This window comes from Microtetraspora sp. NBRC 13810, assembly GCF_030268685.1.
Taxonomy (GTDB): domain Bacteria; phylum Actinomycetota; class Actinomycetes; order Streptosporangiales; family Streptosporangiaceae; genus BSRQ01.
This window is the reverse complement of sequence record NZ_BSRQ01000014.1, coordinates 153603-169116: the sequence shown is the minus strand read 5'-3', so window position 1 is coordinate 169116 and position 15514 is coordinate 153603. Positions and strand designations below refer to the sequence as shown.

10 protein-coding genes are annotated in these 15514 nt (G+C 70.6%); 7 read left to right on the top strand and 3 right to left on the bottom strand.

Features of this window, described 5'->3' with window-relative positions:
• The first annotated feature begins 580 nt into the window (after nt 1-580).
• A complete protein-coding gene (locus QSK26_RS26395) occupies nt 581-733 on the top strand; it encodes a phosphotransferase-like protein (RefSeq protein ID WP_285777945.1) in 153 nt (50 codons plus the stop codon).
• Between the two features lie 106 nt (nt 734-839).
• Here QSK26_RS26395 and QSK26_RS26390 read toward each other — a convergent pair whose 3' ends face one another.
• Nucleotides 840-3551 (bottom strand): ThuA domain-containing protein, encoded by a 2712-nt coding sequence (locus QSK26_RS26390; protein WP_285777944.1) that lies wholly within the window; start codon nt 3549-3551, stop codon nt 840-842.
• 56 nt (nt 3552-3607) lie between these two features.
• The gene (locus tag QSK26_RS26385) at nt 3608-6418 is read right to left on the bottom strand and encodes a carbohydrate-binding protein (protein ID WP_285777943.1); all 2811 of its coding nucleotides are present in this window, start codon (nt 6416-6418) and stop codon (nt 3608-3610) included.
• A gap of 335 nt (nt 6419-6753) precedes the next feature.
• Between QSK26_RS26385 and QSK26_RS26380 the strand changes: the two genes are divergently transcribed.
• From QSK26_RS26380 to QSK26_RS26355, 6 genes are all read left to right on the top strand, one after another.
• Nucleotides 6754-7674, top strand: coding sequence for an NAD-dependent epimerase/dehydratase family protein (locus tag QSK26_RS26380; RefSeq protein ID WP_285777942.1), 921 nt, complete (start codon nt 6754-6756; stop codon nt 7672-7674).
• Complete coding sequence (locus QSK26_RS26375) at nt 7671-8936, top strand: enolase C-terminal domain-like protein (RefSeq protein WP_285777941.1); 1266 nt, start codon at nt 7671-7673, stop codon at nt 8934-8936. Before QSK26_RS26380 ends, QSK26_RS26375 begins: the two co-directional genes overlap by 4 nt.
• 42 nt (nt 8937-8978) lie before the next feature.
• Nucleotides 8979-10682 (top strand): substrate-binding domain-containing protein, encoded by a 1704-nt coding sequence (locus tag QSK26_RS26370; RefSeq protein WP_285777940.1) that lies wholly within the window; start codon nt 8979-8981, stop codon nt 10680-10682.
• 124 nt (nt 10683-10806) lie between these two features.
• On the top strand, nt 10807-12207 hold the full coding sequence (locus QSK26_RS26365; RefSeq protein WP_285777939.1) for an extracellular solute-binding protein: 1401 nt from the start codon (nt 10807-10809) through the stop codon (nt 12205-12207).
• A complete protein-coding gene (locus QSK26_RS26360) occupies nt 12189-13175 on the top strand; it encodes a carbohydrate ABC transporter permease (protein WP_285777938.1) in 987 nt (328 codons plus the stop codon). Before QSK26_RS26365 ends, QSK26_RS26360 begins: the two co-directional genes overlap by 19 nt.
• Entirely contained in the window at nt 13172-13996 is an 825-nt protein-coding gene (locus tag QSK26_RS26355; protein ID WP_285777937.1) for a carbohydrate ABC transporter permease, read from the top strand. The genes QSK26_RS26360 and QSK26_RS26355 overlap by 4 nt, the downstream gene beginning before the upstream one ends.
• A 242-nt stretch (nt 13997-14238) precedes the next feature.
• Here the strand turns inward: QSK26_RS26355 and fdhA are convergent, their stop codons facing one another.
• Nucleotides 14239-15462: a formaldehyde dehydrogenase, glutathione-independent gene (gene fdhA, locus QSK26_RS26350; RefSeq protein WP_285777936.1), complete on the bottom strand. Its 1224-nt coding sequence runs from the start codon at nt 15460-15462 to the stop codon at nt 14239-14241.
• Nucleotides 15463-15514: the final 52 nt, after the last annotated feature.

The window sequence follows — 15514 nt, the reverse complement described above, 5'->3', positions numbered from 1 at the left end:
ACCTGCGCTCCGATGAGAAGAGTCACCACCTCCCATCGCCCAGAAGGGACCCGCTGATCGGCCTTTCTGCTTCTCCTATGGCTCATGTGGCCACCTCCCTCCCTGAACCGGCGCAACTCGTGGTGCGCCGGTCAAGGCAGTGAGGCGAAAAAAGAACCTCAGCCGATCTCCTACCACAATACTGTCGGCATTTACGAAGGCCAGCACATCCCTACCGGTTTACCATTTCTTTCTCACGACCCCCTGGCCCGGGATCGGTCCCACCCTTCTCAGGGGTGGCCACACCGCATTGACGCACTCTCCGGCCCCCAGGGCAGCGTAAGGCTGCCGTCGCGGGCCAAGCCGAGCTGAGCAAATGTCATGACGTTTCACCCCACCCGGACCGCGAAGTCATTGAACCGGGTCGTGCCATAGAAGGCTTTCCTCATCAGAGGGCCGACCGGTTGCTCGGGATCGACCTGGTCCCGGATGTGCCGCTGACCAGCCTCGTGAGACAGAAGCCACCAGGGCAGCCGTCCGAGGACGCCTCCCGGACCGCCATGCGTTGAAGCCCCGCTCGACCTACCACCAGAGCAGAAGATTGCGCGGCGTCATTCTGCACGACCTGGTCACCGGCATGGTCGCGTCACAGGCGGAGATCGTCCACCACGGCGTGCACTACGACCTGGAGGTGGACACGACCCGCACCGAGTCCCTGGACTGCGCCCGCGTCATCGCCGCCCACGTGAGATGACGGACGGCACATGGTGTGCCGCCCGTCGCAGGTGGGCGGCACATGTCGTACCTCCCGTCGTGGGAGGGGGCGGCACGTGGTGTGCCGCCCCCTCGCCGGGGGTGGGTCAGCGGCGGTTCTCGAACTCGGTGGCCCAGTAGCGGGTGCGGTCGAGGTAGGCGGTTTCGCCGGCGGTGCCGGTCTTGCCGTAGGCGCCGTTGTAGGTCTGGTACCCGTGGCCGGCGGGCGGGGTGGAGTCGACCGGTTCGATGGGGCTGCCCTCGTGCCACTCGTTGAACGAGGTGATGGAGACCCAGGTGGGCAGGCCGCCGGTGGCCGGGTTGAGGGCGTTGTTCCACTGGCGGTCGTAGGCGGCGCCGTTGTCCCTGCCCAGGGTGGGCGTGGTGTTGCCGGGGACGGCGCGGTCGTCGATGTAACCGGGGGCGACCGACGGGGACCAGACCAGGTTGTTGGCCTTGGCGTAGTCGCCCGCGTTCTTCCAGCCGGGGGCGGTCGCGCCCGCGATGCCGTCGTAGGTGTACATGCCGGAGAAGCCGGCGATCTTCGACGTGTCGGTGGTCTGGGCCAGGATGATGTTGTTCTGGTTGACCTGGCTCAGCGCGGACCAGTCGGTGATGCGCAGGCTCTCGAAGACGTAGTACGCCGGGCGGTTGCCCCGGTCGGCCGCGCGGTAGAACGCGGGGTGCCCGCCGTACGTCTGGTTGATGTAGTTGATGTCGGCGACCACCGACGCGCCGGTGCGGCCCGTGTACGGCTCGATGTGCCAGGCGACCTTGATGCCCTCGGCGGCGGCGGCGTCCATCACGCCGCGGGTGAGGTTGTCCTCGTAGCTGCCGCGGCCCCACCAGCTGTACACGAGGACGCCGGCGCCCGCCTGCTTGAGCCACTTCATGTGCTGGGCGAGCACGGCGGTGTCACCGGAGTCGTACGCGCCCAGCGTCGGGTAGAGGTCGGCGCCGACGTCCTCCGGCGGGTTCTGGCCGCCCTGCTGCCAGTGCCGCCAGGTGCCGTTCCGCGCCGGGCTGCCGTACCACGGGTAGTAGAAGGCGTGCACGTTGGTGGACGGCGCGGCGGCGGTCGGCGTCGAGGTGAGGGTGAAGGTGTCGACGTCGAAGAGGCCACCGCTGCCGGTGCCGGTGAAGGTCAGGAACAGCGGGCCGGAGACGTTCCCGCTGAGCGTGGTGGACACGTTGGCGAACGTGTCGAAGCTGCCGGTGTTGCGCACCTGCACGGAGCCGAGCACGGTGCCGGTGGCCGAGCCGGACCGCACCTGGATCGTGCCGCCGGCGCCGCCGGAGGACACCCGCGCGGCGAACGCCGTGGCGCCCGCGGTGTTCACCGACGAGTAGCCGACCCAGTCGTTGTTGTCGATGTAGCCGACGGTCCGCCCGCCGCTGGCCGCGGCGTGGCTGGCCGGCTGCACGCCGGACTGGGAGGTGTAGGACTCCGCCTCGACCGGGGTGCCGGGCTGCGGGCCGGGGCCGCCGCCGAGCTTCTTGATCCGGACGTTCCGGAACGCCACGTCGTCGCCGTCGCCGTGGTTCTGCAGGCCGATGTAGCCCTTGAGCGACCTGACGGGGTTGGTGTTGGTGAAGTCGTTGATCTTGACGCCGTTCAGGAAGACCTGGAGGCGTTCCCCTTCGACCAGCAGTTCGTAGGTGTTCCACTGGCCGGGCGGGTTGAGCGCGCGGTCGCGGGCCGCGATGTCGGCGGACTTGACGCCGTAGACCGAGCCGGTGGTCCGGTCGGGTGAGTCGGTCGCGTCGATCTGCACCTCGTAGCCGTTGTTCACCGCCGAGTTCGGGTCGGAGGAGGCGGGGAACCCGATGAAGACGCCGGAGTTGTCGTCACCGGCGGCCCGCCAGTCCAGCTTGAGCGAGTAGTTGGTGAACTCCTCGGCGTTGTACCAGTACAGGCCCATGCCGCCGAAGGAGGTGAGGGTCGCGGCGCTGTTGCTGAAGCCGCCGGGCCCCGCCTGCTGCCAGCCGGTGGTCGAGCCGTTGTACAGCGCGGTGTAGCCGGTCTCCGGCCGGCAGTCGGCCGGCGCGACGCCCGCCGCGTACCGGATGCCGCCGAGCAGCAGCGAGCGGAACGCCGGCTCGGTGTAGGAGCTCGCGGTGTGGCCGAGCCCGGTGTAGAACGACCGGCCCGCGGACATCTGGTGGCACCAGGTGATCGGGTGGTCGCCCATGTCGGCCCCGCTGTAGCTGCCCTCGTCGAGGTTCTGCAGCACGTGCGAGGTGGCCCGCGGGTTGGCCCGGTAGTTGTACCACTCGTCGGTCCTGGACCAGGTGGGGGCGAGGTGCGCGGTCGCCGGGTGCGCCCGGTCCTCGTTCCTGATCGTGGCCTGCTGGATCGCCGGATGGCTGCGGAACCACGCTCCGACCAGCCTGCCGTAGTACGGCCAGTCGTACTCGGTGTCCGCCGCCGCGTGCACGCCGACGTAACCGCCGCCGCCGTTCACGTACGACTCCAGCGCGGACTGCTGGGTGGCGTTGAGCACGTCGCCGGTGGTGCTGAGGAACACCACGGTCCGGAACCTCGCCAGGTTGGACGTGGTGAACGCGGCGGCGTCCTCGGTGGCGGTGACGGTGAAGTTGTTCTGCGAGCCGAGCGCGCGGATGGCGTCGATGCCCGCCGGGATGGAGTCGTGCCGGAAGCCCGCCGTCTTGGAGAAGACCAGCACCTCGTACGCCGGGTCGGCGGCGACGGCGGTGGCGGCGGCGGACGTGGCCGGGGCGAAGAGCGCCGCGGCGAGGGCCAAGGCTGCGGAGAGGCGGCCGAGACGACGCCTCTTCGCGGTGGGGGGTGTTCGCATGCTGTCCCTTTCGCGGGTGGGTCGCCGGTACGGCTCCGCCGTACCGGCGACCGGCGTCACTTGATCAGGGTGAAGGTGTCGACGTCGAAGAGCCCGCCGGTGCCCGTACCGGTGAAGGTCAGGAACAGCGGGCCCGAGACGTTGCCGGTGAGCGGTGTGGACACGTTGGCGAACGTGTCGAAGCTGCCGGTGTTCGCGATCGCGACCGAGCCGAGCACCGTGCCGGTGGCCGAGCCGGACCGCACCTGGAGGGTGCCGCCCGCGCCGCCGGAGGACACCCGGGCCGAGAACGACTTCGCCCCGGAGGTGTTCACCGACGAGTAGCCCACCCAGTCGCCGTTGTCGATGTAGCCGACCGTCTTCCCGCCGCTGGCGGTGGTGTGGTTGGCCTGCTGGACGCCGGACTGGGAGGTGTAGGACTCCGCCTCGACCGCGCCGGCCGGGGCGGACCCGGTGGAGAAGGTGAAGGCGTCGAGGTCGAACAGGTTGCCCTGGCCCGTCGGGCCCTTGAAGACGAGGAACAGCGTCGTCGGGGCGGTGGGCAGGTTGGTCAGCGCCGCGGAGACGTCCACGAAGGTGTCCCACCCGCCGGTGACCGGGACGGTGACCGTGCCGTGCAGGGCCCCGGTGGCCGAGCCGGACCGCACCTCGATGGTGCCGCCGGCGCCGCCGGAGGAGACCCGCGCGGTGATCCGGTTCGCGTTGCCCAGCGCGTAGGGCGTGAACGAGATCCAGTCGTTGTTGTCGGTGAACCCGACCGTGGCCGCGCCCTCGGCCGCGCCGTGCTGGGCGATCTGGATGCCGGACATGGCGCCGAAGTGCTCGGCCTGCCGGTGCCTGGGCTGGAGGGTGCGGATGGTGTGCGTGGTCAGGCCGTTCTTGTCGGTGTACTCCGCGTCGAAGACGCCGTAGATGTTCGCGGCGCTGTCGTGCTCACCGTCGACCGGCACGGTGATGGTGCCCGAGCAGCCGTTCGTCGAGGTGATCGAGTGGCTGTGGCTGTCGTGCCCGAGCAGGTAGGTGAGCTTGACCTTGGTGCAGTCGATCGTGCCGTCCTCGGGGTCGGTGACGTTGAGCTGGAACGGCACCGCGTCGCCGAAGGAGAAGAGCTGCCCGCTGGCCGGCTGGACGAACGACACCGTGGGCGCGGTGTTGCCGACGGTCACCACCAGGCTGGCGGTGCCGGTCAGGCCCTGCGGGTCGCGGACGGTGAGGGTCGGGGTGAAGGTGCCCGTCCTGGTGTAGGTGTGGCTCGGGTTGGCCGCGGTGGACGTGGCGCCGTCGCCGAAGTTCCAGGAGTAGGTCAGCGCGCCGCCCTCGGGGTCGGAGCTGCCGGCCGAGGAGAACTGCACGGTCAGCGGCTGACCGCCGGACGTCGGGTTCGCCGCCGCCTTGGCGATCGGGTTGCGGTTGCTGCCGCCGATGTACTCGACCCGGTAGAGCGCCTGGTTGCCGCCGCCGGTGCCGTAGTCGAGCACGTAGAGCGCGCCGTCCGGGCCGAAGGCCATGTCCATGACCTGGGTGCCGGTCCACGGGAAGGCTTCGATCACGCCGGGGGCGCCGTCCGCCTTGACCTCGATCGCCTTGATCCACCGCCGGCCGTACTCGCCGGCGAAGAACCTGCCGTTGAGCGAGGCGGGGAACTTCACGTTGGAGTTGAGCGCGGCGTCGTAGCGGTAGACGGGGCCGCCCATCGGGGACTCCGAGCCGCCGCCGAACTCGGGCGGGGATCCGGCGTCGCCGTACTTGATCCAGCTCGCCCTGGCGGCGGGCAGGGTGGCCAGGCCGGTGTTGCGGAAGGAGTTGTTCGCCGGGGCGGCGCAGTTGTACCTGGCACCGGCCGGGCCGCTCGGGAAGGTGTACTCGACGTAGGTCTCGGCGGTCGTGTTGGTGCCGGTGCAGTACGGCCAGCCGTAGTTGCCCGCCGAGGTGATCCGGTTGAACTCGACCTGGCCGCCGGGTCCCCGGTTGGCGTCGGCGCCGCCCGCGTCCGGACCGTAGTCGCCCAGGTAGACGATGCCGGTGGCCTTGTCCACGGACATGCGGAACGGGTTGCGCAGGCCCATCGCGTAGATCTCGGGACGGGTGCGCGCGGTGCCGGGCGCGAAGAGGTTGCCCGCGGGGATGGTGTACGTGCCGTCGGGCTGGGGCTTGATCCTCAGCACCTTGCCGCGCAGGTCGTTGGTGTTGCCCGAGGTGCGCTGGGCGTCGAACTGCGGGTTGCGGGTGGTCCGCTCGTCGATCGGGGTGTAGGAGTTCGACTCGAACGGGTTGGTGTCGTCACCGGTGGTGAGGTACAGGTTGCCGGCCGCGTCGAAGTCGATGTCACCGCCGACGTGGCAGCACTGGCCACGGTCGTTGGGCACCCGCATCACGATCTTCTCGCTGGCGGGGTCGAGGGTGTTGTCGGCGCGCAGGGTGAACCTGGACAGGTAGAGCTCGCCCTTCCAGCGGTCCCAGTCGGTCTGGGTGCCGGTGGTCGGGGCGTCGCCGGCCGGGGTGTTCAGCGCCGGGGAGTAGTAGAGCCAGATGTACCGGTTGGTGGCGAAACCGGGGTCCACCGCGACGCCCTGGAGGCCCTCCTCGTCGTGCGTGTAGACCGAGAGCTTGATCGCGACCTTGGTGTTCCCCTGCGCGTCGGTGAACCGGACCGTGCCGTCACGGGCGGTGTGCAGGACGGACCGGTCCGGCAGGACCGCCAGGGACATCGCCTCGCCCAGTTCGCTGGGGCCGACGGCGAGCTGGACCTGCTGATAGTCGGACGCGGGGATGTCCGCCTGGGCCGGCGCGCTCAACACGACCGTGCCGGCCAGTGCCAGCAGAGTCGCACTGAGTAACCGGACCCATGGTCGTAGGCGTGGTGACATGGAGCTTCCTTCCTGACCGGGGGGACGTCAGGCAGGCGCGCGCCGCCGCGCTGATGCCGTGCTGTGGTGCGGGTGAGGGGCCAGGGCGTGGAGGGTGCCGTCTCCAGACCTGTGATTTCGGTATCGCTCCTTACAAGACGATTACCGGGTTTGTAACATATAGGTGTCGAAGGTCGCACCCCTGGGCCTGGTAACGATTTGCATAAGTTAGAGATTTCCCCACCTCGGAGCGCAACAAATCGACAGGGTTACGTTTGGCTTGCCCGACGGCTTCTTACACCGGGTGAAGCGGCGCGCCTCTTGACAAGCCTCGTACGGCTGGGCAACCTTCGCAGGTGACAAAACGTTTTGCGGACGCCGTGAGCACCGATGGAGCCGGGCCGGACGCACCTCGCCGGGTGCTGGTGACCGGAGCCGCGGGAGCCCTCGGCCGCGCCACCCTCACCCTGCTGGCCCGGCTCGGCGTGCCCGCGACCGGGCTCGACCTCTACGACCCCGGCGGGCTGCCCGCCGACCGCGTCGTGACCGGCGACGCCGGAGACGCCGCCGCGGTGCGCGACGCGCTCGACGGGGTGGACGCGGTGATCCACCTCGCCGCCATCCCCGCGCCCACCCTCGGCACCCCCGAAGAGGTGTTCTGCGGCAACACCCGCGCGACGTTCGTCGTGCTCGAAGAGGCCGGGCGGGCCGGCGTGCGCCGCGCGGCCGTGGCGAGCAGCTTCTCCGTCCTCGGCCTGCCGTGGTCCCCGCGGGTGCTCAGGCCGGCCTACGTGCCGGTGGACGAGGCGCTCCCGCTCCAGGTGGAGGACCCCTACGGGCTGTCGAAGCAGGCCGACGAGGCCACCTCGTCGATGATGGCCAGGCGGCACGGCATGTCCGTGGTGGCGCTGCGCTTCCCGCTGCTCGGCGGTCCGGGCGACAAACTCGGCAAGACCGCCGCCCGGTACGCGGACGACCCCGGGTCCGGCGTCAAGGAGCTGTGGACCTACCTCGACCTGCGCGACGCCGCGCACGCCGCCTTCCTCGCGGTCACCCGCCCGGTGTCGGGCTACCACGCGGTCTTCGTGACGGCCCCGGACATCCTGGCCCCGCAGCCCACCGAGGAACTGCTCGACCGGTTCCACCCGGAGGTCGAGCGGCGCGCCCCGCTGCCCGGCCGGGCCGTCCCGATCGACCTGGGACGCGCCGAACGGCTGCTCGGCTTCACCGCCGGCCATCCCTACACCCGCGACCACGCCGTGGAGGAGTCCTCATGACCGCCCTGCCCATGCCGGAGACCCAGGCCCCCTGGCCGGCCAGGGACGCGCTGCGCATCACCGGGGTGCGGCCGATCGTCACCGCGCCGGAGGGCGTGCCGCTCGTCGTGGTCCGGGTCGACACCAGCGACCCCGGCCTGTACGGCCTGGGCTGCGCGACCTTCACCCAGCGCTTCCACGCCGTCGCCGCGGCCGTGGAGCAGCACGTGGGCCCGATGCTGGTCGGCCGGCACCCGGCCGACATCGAGGACATCACCCGGATGGTGCACTACTCCTCCTACTGGCGGGGCGGCCCGGTGCTCAACAGCGCGCTGTCCGGGGTGGACCAGGCGTTGTGGGACATCGCGGGCAAGCGGGCGGGCATGCCGGTCTACGAGCTGCTCGGCGGCCGGGTGCGCGCCGCGGCCGACACCTACCTGCACGCGGGCGGCGCCACCGTGGAGGAGACGCTCGACCACGCGCGGGCGCTGCTGGAGGCGGGCTACCGGCACGTGCGGCTCCAGTCGGGGGCGCCCGGCATCGGCCACTACGGCTCGCCGGGCTCGCGCGGCGGCTATCCCGGCTCGCCGTACCCGGACGGCTGGGACGTGCAGCGTTACCTGCGGGACGTGCCGGCGCTGTTCGAGCGGGCCAGGAGCGAGCTGGGCCCCGAGCCCGGCCTGATGCACGACGTGCACTCCCGGCTGACCCCCAAGCAGGCGATCGTCCTGGCCAGGGCGCTGGAGCCGTACCGGCTGTTCTTCCTGGAGGACCCGATCGCGCCCGAGCACTACGACCGGCTGCCCGAGGTGTGCGCGGCCGCGCCGATGCCGATCGCGGCCGGGGAGCAGATCGGCTCGGTCGCCGACGCCGCCCGGCTGGTCCGCGACGGCGGCGTCGACCTGCTGCGGCTGCACGTCTCGGCGGTGGGCGGGCTCACCCCGGCGCGCAAGCTGGTCGCGCTGTGCGAGCTCCAGGGCGTCGGCACCGCGTGGCACGCCCCGGCCGACGTCTCGCCGATCGGCGCCGCGGCCAACGTGGCGCTCGACGTGACCAGTGCCGCCTTCCAGATCCAGGAGGGCCACGTGTACGGCGACGCGGTGCACGAGGTCTTCCCCGGCACGATCAGCCCGCGGAACGCCTACCTCTACCCGAACCAGGCGCCCGGCTGGGGGATCGACCTGGACGAGACCCTGGCGGCGAAGTATCCGCCGCGCACCCACCTGCACGAACGGTGGGCGGCCGGGGTGCGCAGACCCGACGGAGGGATCGAGGCACCGTAAACCTCCTCCGGGGAAAAGTGTGTGTGGATGTAAGATCCACGCATGCATCCCTCGGGACGGCCGCTCTCGCGGCGCGAGCGCAAGAAGGCGGAGACGCGTCACGCGATCGCCCGCGCCGCGCGACGGCTGTTCGCCGAGCGGGGCTTCGAGTCGGTGACCGTGACCGAGGTGGCGGAGGCGGCGGACGTCTCGGCCAAGACCGTCTTCAACTACTTCCCGGCCAAGGAACAGCTGTTCTTCGAGCACGAGCCCTTCCTGCGGGAGGCCCCGGCGGAGGCGGTCAGGGGCCGCCCGCCGGGCACCTCGGTCATGGACGCCGCCCGCGGGACGCTCCACTCGGCGCGCGACGACGCGGCCGGCCACGACGGCGCCGGCCTCGTCGCCTACGCCACGGTGTTCCGGGACAGCCCCGCGCTGCGCCACCACGCCCGCGAGGTGTTCGCCGGGCACGAGCGCGACCTGCGCCGGGTGCTGGAAGAGGACGGGGAGGCGGCCGGCGGCCGGGCGCCCGGCGTGATGGCGGCCTTCCTGCTCGCCCCGGTGCGCGAGACGTGGGAGGCCACCCTGCTGCGGATCGCCGACGGCATGCCGCCGGCCCAGGCCGGGGAGCTGGGCAGACGGGAGCTGGACGACGCCTTCGAGCTGCTCGCCCGCGGCCTGTCCGGCGAGGCGCGGGCCGCGTCGCCGTCCGCCCCGATCAGGGCCGGCCTGGCCGCGCCGCCCTCGGCGGCGGGCGGCCGGTCCCGCGGTGAGCGGCCCAGCATCACCCGGGTGGCGCAGGTCGCCGGGGTGAGCGCCACCACCGTCTCGCACGCGCTGAACGGCAGGCGGCCGGTGGCCGGGGAGACCCGCCGCCGGGTGATGGCGGCCATCGAGCAGCTCGGCTACCGGCCGAACGTGCTGGCCCGCGGCCTGCGCACGAGCAGGAGCCAGACGATCGGGCTGATCATTCCGGACATCACCAACCCGTTCTACCCCGCCCTGGCCCGCGGCATCCAGGACGTGCTGGGCCCGGCGGGCTACGACGAGATCATCAGCAACACCGACGGCGAGCGCCGGATGGAGCAGGCCGCCATCGAGCAGATGATCGCCCGGCAGGTGGACGGGCTGGCCTTCGCGGTGTTCCACACGCACGCCGAGGATCTGCTGCCCGCGATCGAGGCCGGCATCCCGGTGGTCCGGCTGGGCGGCAGGCTGGCTCAGGCCGGGGTGGACGTGGTGCACAGCGACGACGAGGGCGGTGCCGCGGAGGCGACCCGCTACCTGCTGGAACGCGGCTACCGGCGGATCGGCTTCGTGTGCGGCCCGCTCGCCGACGGCCCGCCGGCCGAGCGGGTGGCGGGCTACCGCACGGCCCTCGCCGCCGCCGGCGTGCCCGCCGACCCGGCGCTCGTGGTGCACACGCAGTTCAGCAGGTCGGGCGGGGCCAGGGGCACGGCGGCGCTGCTCGACCTGGCCGAGCCGCCCGAGGCGGTGCTGTGCGCGAACGACATCATGGCCATCGGCGCGCTGGACATCGCGGACCGGCGCGGGCTGCGCGTCCCCGACGACCTGGCGGTCATGGGGTTCGACGACATCGAGGCGGCCGGCCTCGTCTCGCCGGGGCTCACCACGATGGCCAACCCGGCGCGGGAGATCGGCCAGGCGTGCGCCCGGCGGCTGCTGGCCAGGCTCGCGGGCGAGACGCGGCAGCCGTACGGGGAGGAGATCATCCCGTCCCGGCTGGTACGGCGGGCGTCGGCCTGACCCGGCAAACCAGACACCCTTGACAGCGGACGCGTTACGTGTAGATTTCGGGATCAGTCTTAACGATTTGCATAGCTTCCTGGGCAAGGCCCCTTCCGTACGACCCCCCGACGAAAGGACGCCGATGGCCATCGGTGCAGCACATCCAAATCGGGCACGGGCCGCCCTCGGCGTGGCCACCGCCCTCCTCATGGGGCTCGCGGTCGCGGCGTGCGGCGGCGGCGGCGCGGCGCAGGAGTCGGGCGGCGCTCAGGCACTGACGATGTGGACGTTCAAGAAGACCCACGCGGACGCGCTGAACAAGGCGTCGGCGCAGTTCACCGCCCAGACCGGGATCAGCGTCAAGGTCGAGGCGATCACCCCCGACGACGTGTTCGTGACCAAGGTGCAGGGCGCCGCGCAGACCAACGGGCTGCCCGACGTGCTGGAGGTGCACGCCGGCGGCGAGGACCTGGAGATGGGCGCCTCCGGCCTGTTACAGGACCTGGCCGCCGACGTGGACGCCGCGTGGATGCAGCGGCTGCTGCCCACCACCCGCGAGGCCGGCCGGATGAGCCAGGAGCGGATCGACCTGGCGGCGAGCGACTCGCCCTACAAGCAGGTCAAGCCGGGCACGCTGTTCAGCGTCCCGTTCACCGCGGGCGCGTTCGGCATCGTCTACGCGAACAAGGAGAAGCTTCAGGCCGCCGGCCTCGATCCGGAGACGCCGCCCAAAACATGGGAGGAATTCCTGGAGGCGTTGAAGGCCACCACCGCCAAGGACCCGAAGCAGGGCGGCCTGTCGCTGGGACTCAAGGTCAGCCAGACCGGCTACAACTGGATCTACCAGCCGCTCGCACACTCGTATCTCGGCAAGGAGCGGTTCCAGGCGCTCTTCGCCAAGGGCGCGGCCCAGGGCTTCGCCAGCCCTGACGGCGTGAAGACCTTGGATGTCTACAGCCGCCTGACGCCGTACTGGATGCCCGGCACGACCACCCTCGGCATCGACGAGGCGGATGTCGCCTTCGCGCAGGGCAAGTCGGCCTACAACGTGGGCGGCTCCTTCACCCTCTCCTTCCTGGCGCAGAACGGGATGACCCCCGACAAGGTCCTCACCTTCCCGATCCCGCCGTCGGCGGAGGGCGTGAACAGCGAGATCTCGATGGCCCCGCTGGCCCTGACCTCGCTCGGCATCACCTCGACCACGAAGAACCGGGAAGCCGCCGTCAAATGGCTGGACTGGGTGACCTCGCCGCAGGGCGCCGGCGTCATCGCCAAGGAGTCGCTCGACCTGCCCGCGACCGACCTGGGCGCACAGGCCGAGACGCTGCTCGGCGCCGACCTGGCCGCGCTGCAGAAGTACTTCACCGGCCCGGCCGGGAGCGCGTACGACGCCGGTGACACCACCTTCTTCCCCTCGGACTACGACCAGATCCCGCCCGGCGACCTCATGGTCAGGCTCACCCCTCTAGGGGAGGTGAGCCCGCAGCAGGCCGGGACGGAGCTGGACAAGATCATGACATCCATGTGGAAGTCCACACAGTGAGCACGGCGACCACGGAGGGACCGGCGCGGCGGCTTCGGGCGGAGCCGCCGCGCGGCGACCGCGCCCTGCGCCGCCGCCTGCCGGAATGGCTGGTCGGCTGGGCGTTCGTGCTGCCGGCGGTGGCGCTCTTCGCGCTGATGGGCGCCTACACGCTCGGCACCGGCCTCGCGCTGAGCTTCGCCAAGTGGAACGGCTTCACCCCGACGTGGATCTGGGTCGGGGTGCAGAACTACCTCGACCTGCTCTACGCCAACCCGGTGCTGGCGTCGCAGATGCGCAGGGCGGGGTGGAACACGCTGCTGGTGATGGTCTGGGTCCCGCTGCTCACCGTGACGATCTCGCTGCCGCTCGCGGTGCTGCTCAACTCCATCACCAGGCTGCGCGCGCTGCTCCGCTCGGTGTACTTCCTGCCCTATGTCACCAGCGGGATCGCGGTCTACTTCGCCTGGCGGTACGTGCTCGAACCGGACGGCGCGGTCAACCTGCTGCTCCGCTCGGTCGGCCTGGGCGGCCTGTCCCAGCCGCAGGGGTTCCTCGGCAACCCGGACACCGCGCTGCCCACCCTCATCCTGATCCTGACCTGGTCCAGCGTGCCCGTCGCCACCCTGCTCTACCTGAGCGGGCTGCAGGCCATCGACCCGAACCTGTTCGAGGCCGCGCAGATCGACGGCGCCGCGCCCCGCCACGTGCTGCGCCGGATCACCTGGCCGCTGCTGCGGCCGATGACGGCGGCGATCGTGCTGCTGGGCGTGCGGGACTCGCTGCACGGCTTCCAGATCTTCCTGATCATGACGAACGGCGGCCCCGGCGGGCACACGGACGTGCTCGGGCTGATGACCTACCGGCTGTCGTTCATGCAGCAGCTCGCCCAGACGCTGGGCGCGGCCAGCGCGCTCGGCTGGCTGCTGTTCGCCGGGGCGGTCCTGCTCACGCTGGTGAACGTGCGCCTGCTCGGGAGGATCCGTTGACCGCGTCCCGTGCCGCCAGGACCTTCGCCTACGTCGCGCTGGGCGTCTACGCGCTGATCAGCGTCTATCCCTTCCTGTGGATGCTGTCCGGCGCGTTCAAGACCCGGGCCGAGATCCTCGAAGGCGGGTCCCTCATCCCCCGCGACCCGACGCTGGACACCCTGGTCACCACCTGGGGGCAGCTCAACTTCTTCGACTACTTCCTGAACAGCCTCCAGGTCACCGCCATGACCGTGGCCGGCGTGCTGGTCGTCTACAGCCTGGCCTCCTACGCCTTCGCCACGCTGAGGTTCCCCGGGCGGACCGTGCTGTTCTGGTTCTTCGTCTCGCTGCTGTTCGTGCCGGGGATCACGGTGCTGCTGCCGGTGGTGGTGCTGGAGAAGGAACTCGGCATCCTGGGCACCCATCTGGGTCTGGTGCTGCCGTTCGTGAACGGCACCGCGCCGCTCACCGTGCTGCTGCTCACCAACGCCTACCAGGCCATCCCGCGCGAGTTGCGCGAGGCGGCGCGCTCGGACGGGGCGAGCGAACTGCGCGTCTACTGGTCGGTCTATCTGCCGCTGGCCAGGCCCGCGCACATCACCGTCGCGGTGCTCACGGCGGTGCCGACGTGGAACGAGTACGTGCTGACCCGGGTGTCGATCAGCGACGAGTCGCTGTACACGCTGCCACTCGGCCTGGAGTCGCTCATCTCCGGCGAGGTCCCCCAGTACAACGAGGTGATGGCGGCCTCACTGATCATCGTGCTGCCGGTCATCGCGCTCTTCGCCTTCCTTCAGCGATACTTCGTCAACGGCCTGGTCGGCGCGATCAAAGGTTGACCGGAAGATCCTTCTAAGATCACGCAACTTCCTAGCTATGCCCTGAAATTTACTGATATATCGTGGAAATTGGGCCTTGACGGTGAGTAGAGATCCGATGTTAACTTCGGGCTAACAGATCTCGGAAGCCGATCGTGAAAGATCGTCTGACTCGGTCTGTGGTGCCCCGAGGGAGCGCTGGGCCAACCGCGACACCGGTCGCCGACCTGCCGGAACCGCGGTGGGCCCAGCGCGCCTCCCCGCTACTTCGAGCTGCCGAGCAGGCCGTGCGGGTCGAGCACGTACTTGCGCGCGGCTCCCTCGTCGAACTCGTGGTAGCCCTGCGGCGCCTGCTCCAGCGGGATCGGGGTGGCGTTGACCGCCTTGGCGATCTGCACCTTGTCGCGCAGGATGGCCTCCATCAACTTGCGGTGGTACCGCATGACCGGGCACTGGCCGGTGAAGAACGCGTGCGACTTCGCCCAGCCGAGGCCGAACCTGATGGACAGCGAGCCCTGCTTGGCCGCCTCCTCCTGCGCTCCCGGGTCACCGGTGACGTACAGGCCGGGGATGCCCAGCGCGCCGCCCGCCCGGGTGAGGTCCATCAGCGAGTTGAGCACCGTCGCCGGGCGCTCCACCTCCGCCTCGTGCCCGTGGCCGCGCGCCTCGAAGCCGACCGCGTCCACGCCGCAGTCCACCTCGGGTGTGCCGAGGATGTGCTCGATCTGGTCCTTCGGGTCGCCGAGGGACACGTTGACGGTCTCGCAGCCGAAGCTGTGCGCCTGGTCCAGCCGTTCCTTGTTCAGGTCCCCGACGATGACCACCGCGGCGCCCAGGAGCTGCGCCGACGCGGCGGCGGCGAGCCCGACCGGGCCGGCGCCCGCGATGTAGACGGTCGAGCCCGGTCCCACGCCCGCGCTGACGCAGCCGTGGTAGCCGGTCGGGAAGATGTCCGCCAGCATGGCCAGGTCGAGGATCTTCTCCATCGCCTGTTCCTTGTCGGGGAACCTCAGCAGGTTCCAGTCGGCGTAGGGCGTCAGCACGTACTGCGCCTGGCCGCCCACCCAGCCGCCCATGTCCACATAGCCGTACGCGGAGCCGGGACGGTCGGGGTTGACGTGCTCACAGATCCCGGTCTTGCCCTCCTTGCAGTTCCTGCACCGGCCGCAGGCGATGTTGAACGGCACCGAGACGAGGTCGCCCCGCTTGACGAACTCCACGTCGGGGCCGGTGTCGATCACCTCGCCGGTGATCTCGTGCCCGAGGACGAGACCGGGCGGCGCGGTCGTACGGCCGCGCACCATGTGCTGGTCGCTGCCGCAGATGTTGGTCGCCACGACCTTCAGGATCGCCGCGTGCGGGAGCTTGCGCCCCACGTTCGCGGGGTTGACCCCGGGGCCGTCCCTGAGCTCGTACTCCGGGTATTCGATGGTCTCGACATCGACCCGGCTCGGGCCTTCGTAGACGACGCCTTTGTTGCCTGACATGAGCTGCCCCTCCTGTCGGGGTGTGGGAAATGTGCTGTCACGGCGATGAGAT

What these genes read in the sequence shown, in the direction of transcription:
- QSK26_RS26390 (WP_285777944.1), bottom strand. Translation starts at nt 3,551, where the DNA reads ATGCGAACACCCCCCACCGCGAAGAGGCGTCGTCTCGGCCGCCTCTCC.
- QSK26_RS26385 (WP_285777943.1), bottom strand. Translation starts at nt 6,418, where the DNA reads ATGTCACCACGCCTACGACCATGGGTCCGGTTACTCAGTGCGACTCTG.
- QSK26_RS26375 (WP_285777941.1), top strand. Translation starts at nt 7,671, where the DNA reads ATGACCGCCCTGCCCATGCCGGAGACCCAGGCCCCCTGGCCGGCCAGG.
- QSK26_RS26370 (WP_285777940.1), top strand. Translation starts at nt 8,979, where the DNA reads ATGCATCCCTCGGGACGGCCGCTCTCGCGGCGCGAGCGCAAGAAGGCG.
- QSK26_RS26365 (WP_285777939.1), top strand. Translation starts at nt 10,807, where the DNA reads ATGGCCATCGGTGCAGCACATCCAAATCGGGCACGGGCCGCCCTCGGC.
- fdhA (WP_285777936.1), bottom strand. Translation starts at nt 15,462, where the DNA reads ATGTCAGGCAACAAAGGCGTCGTCTACGAAGGCCCGAGCCGGGTCGAT.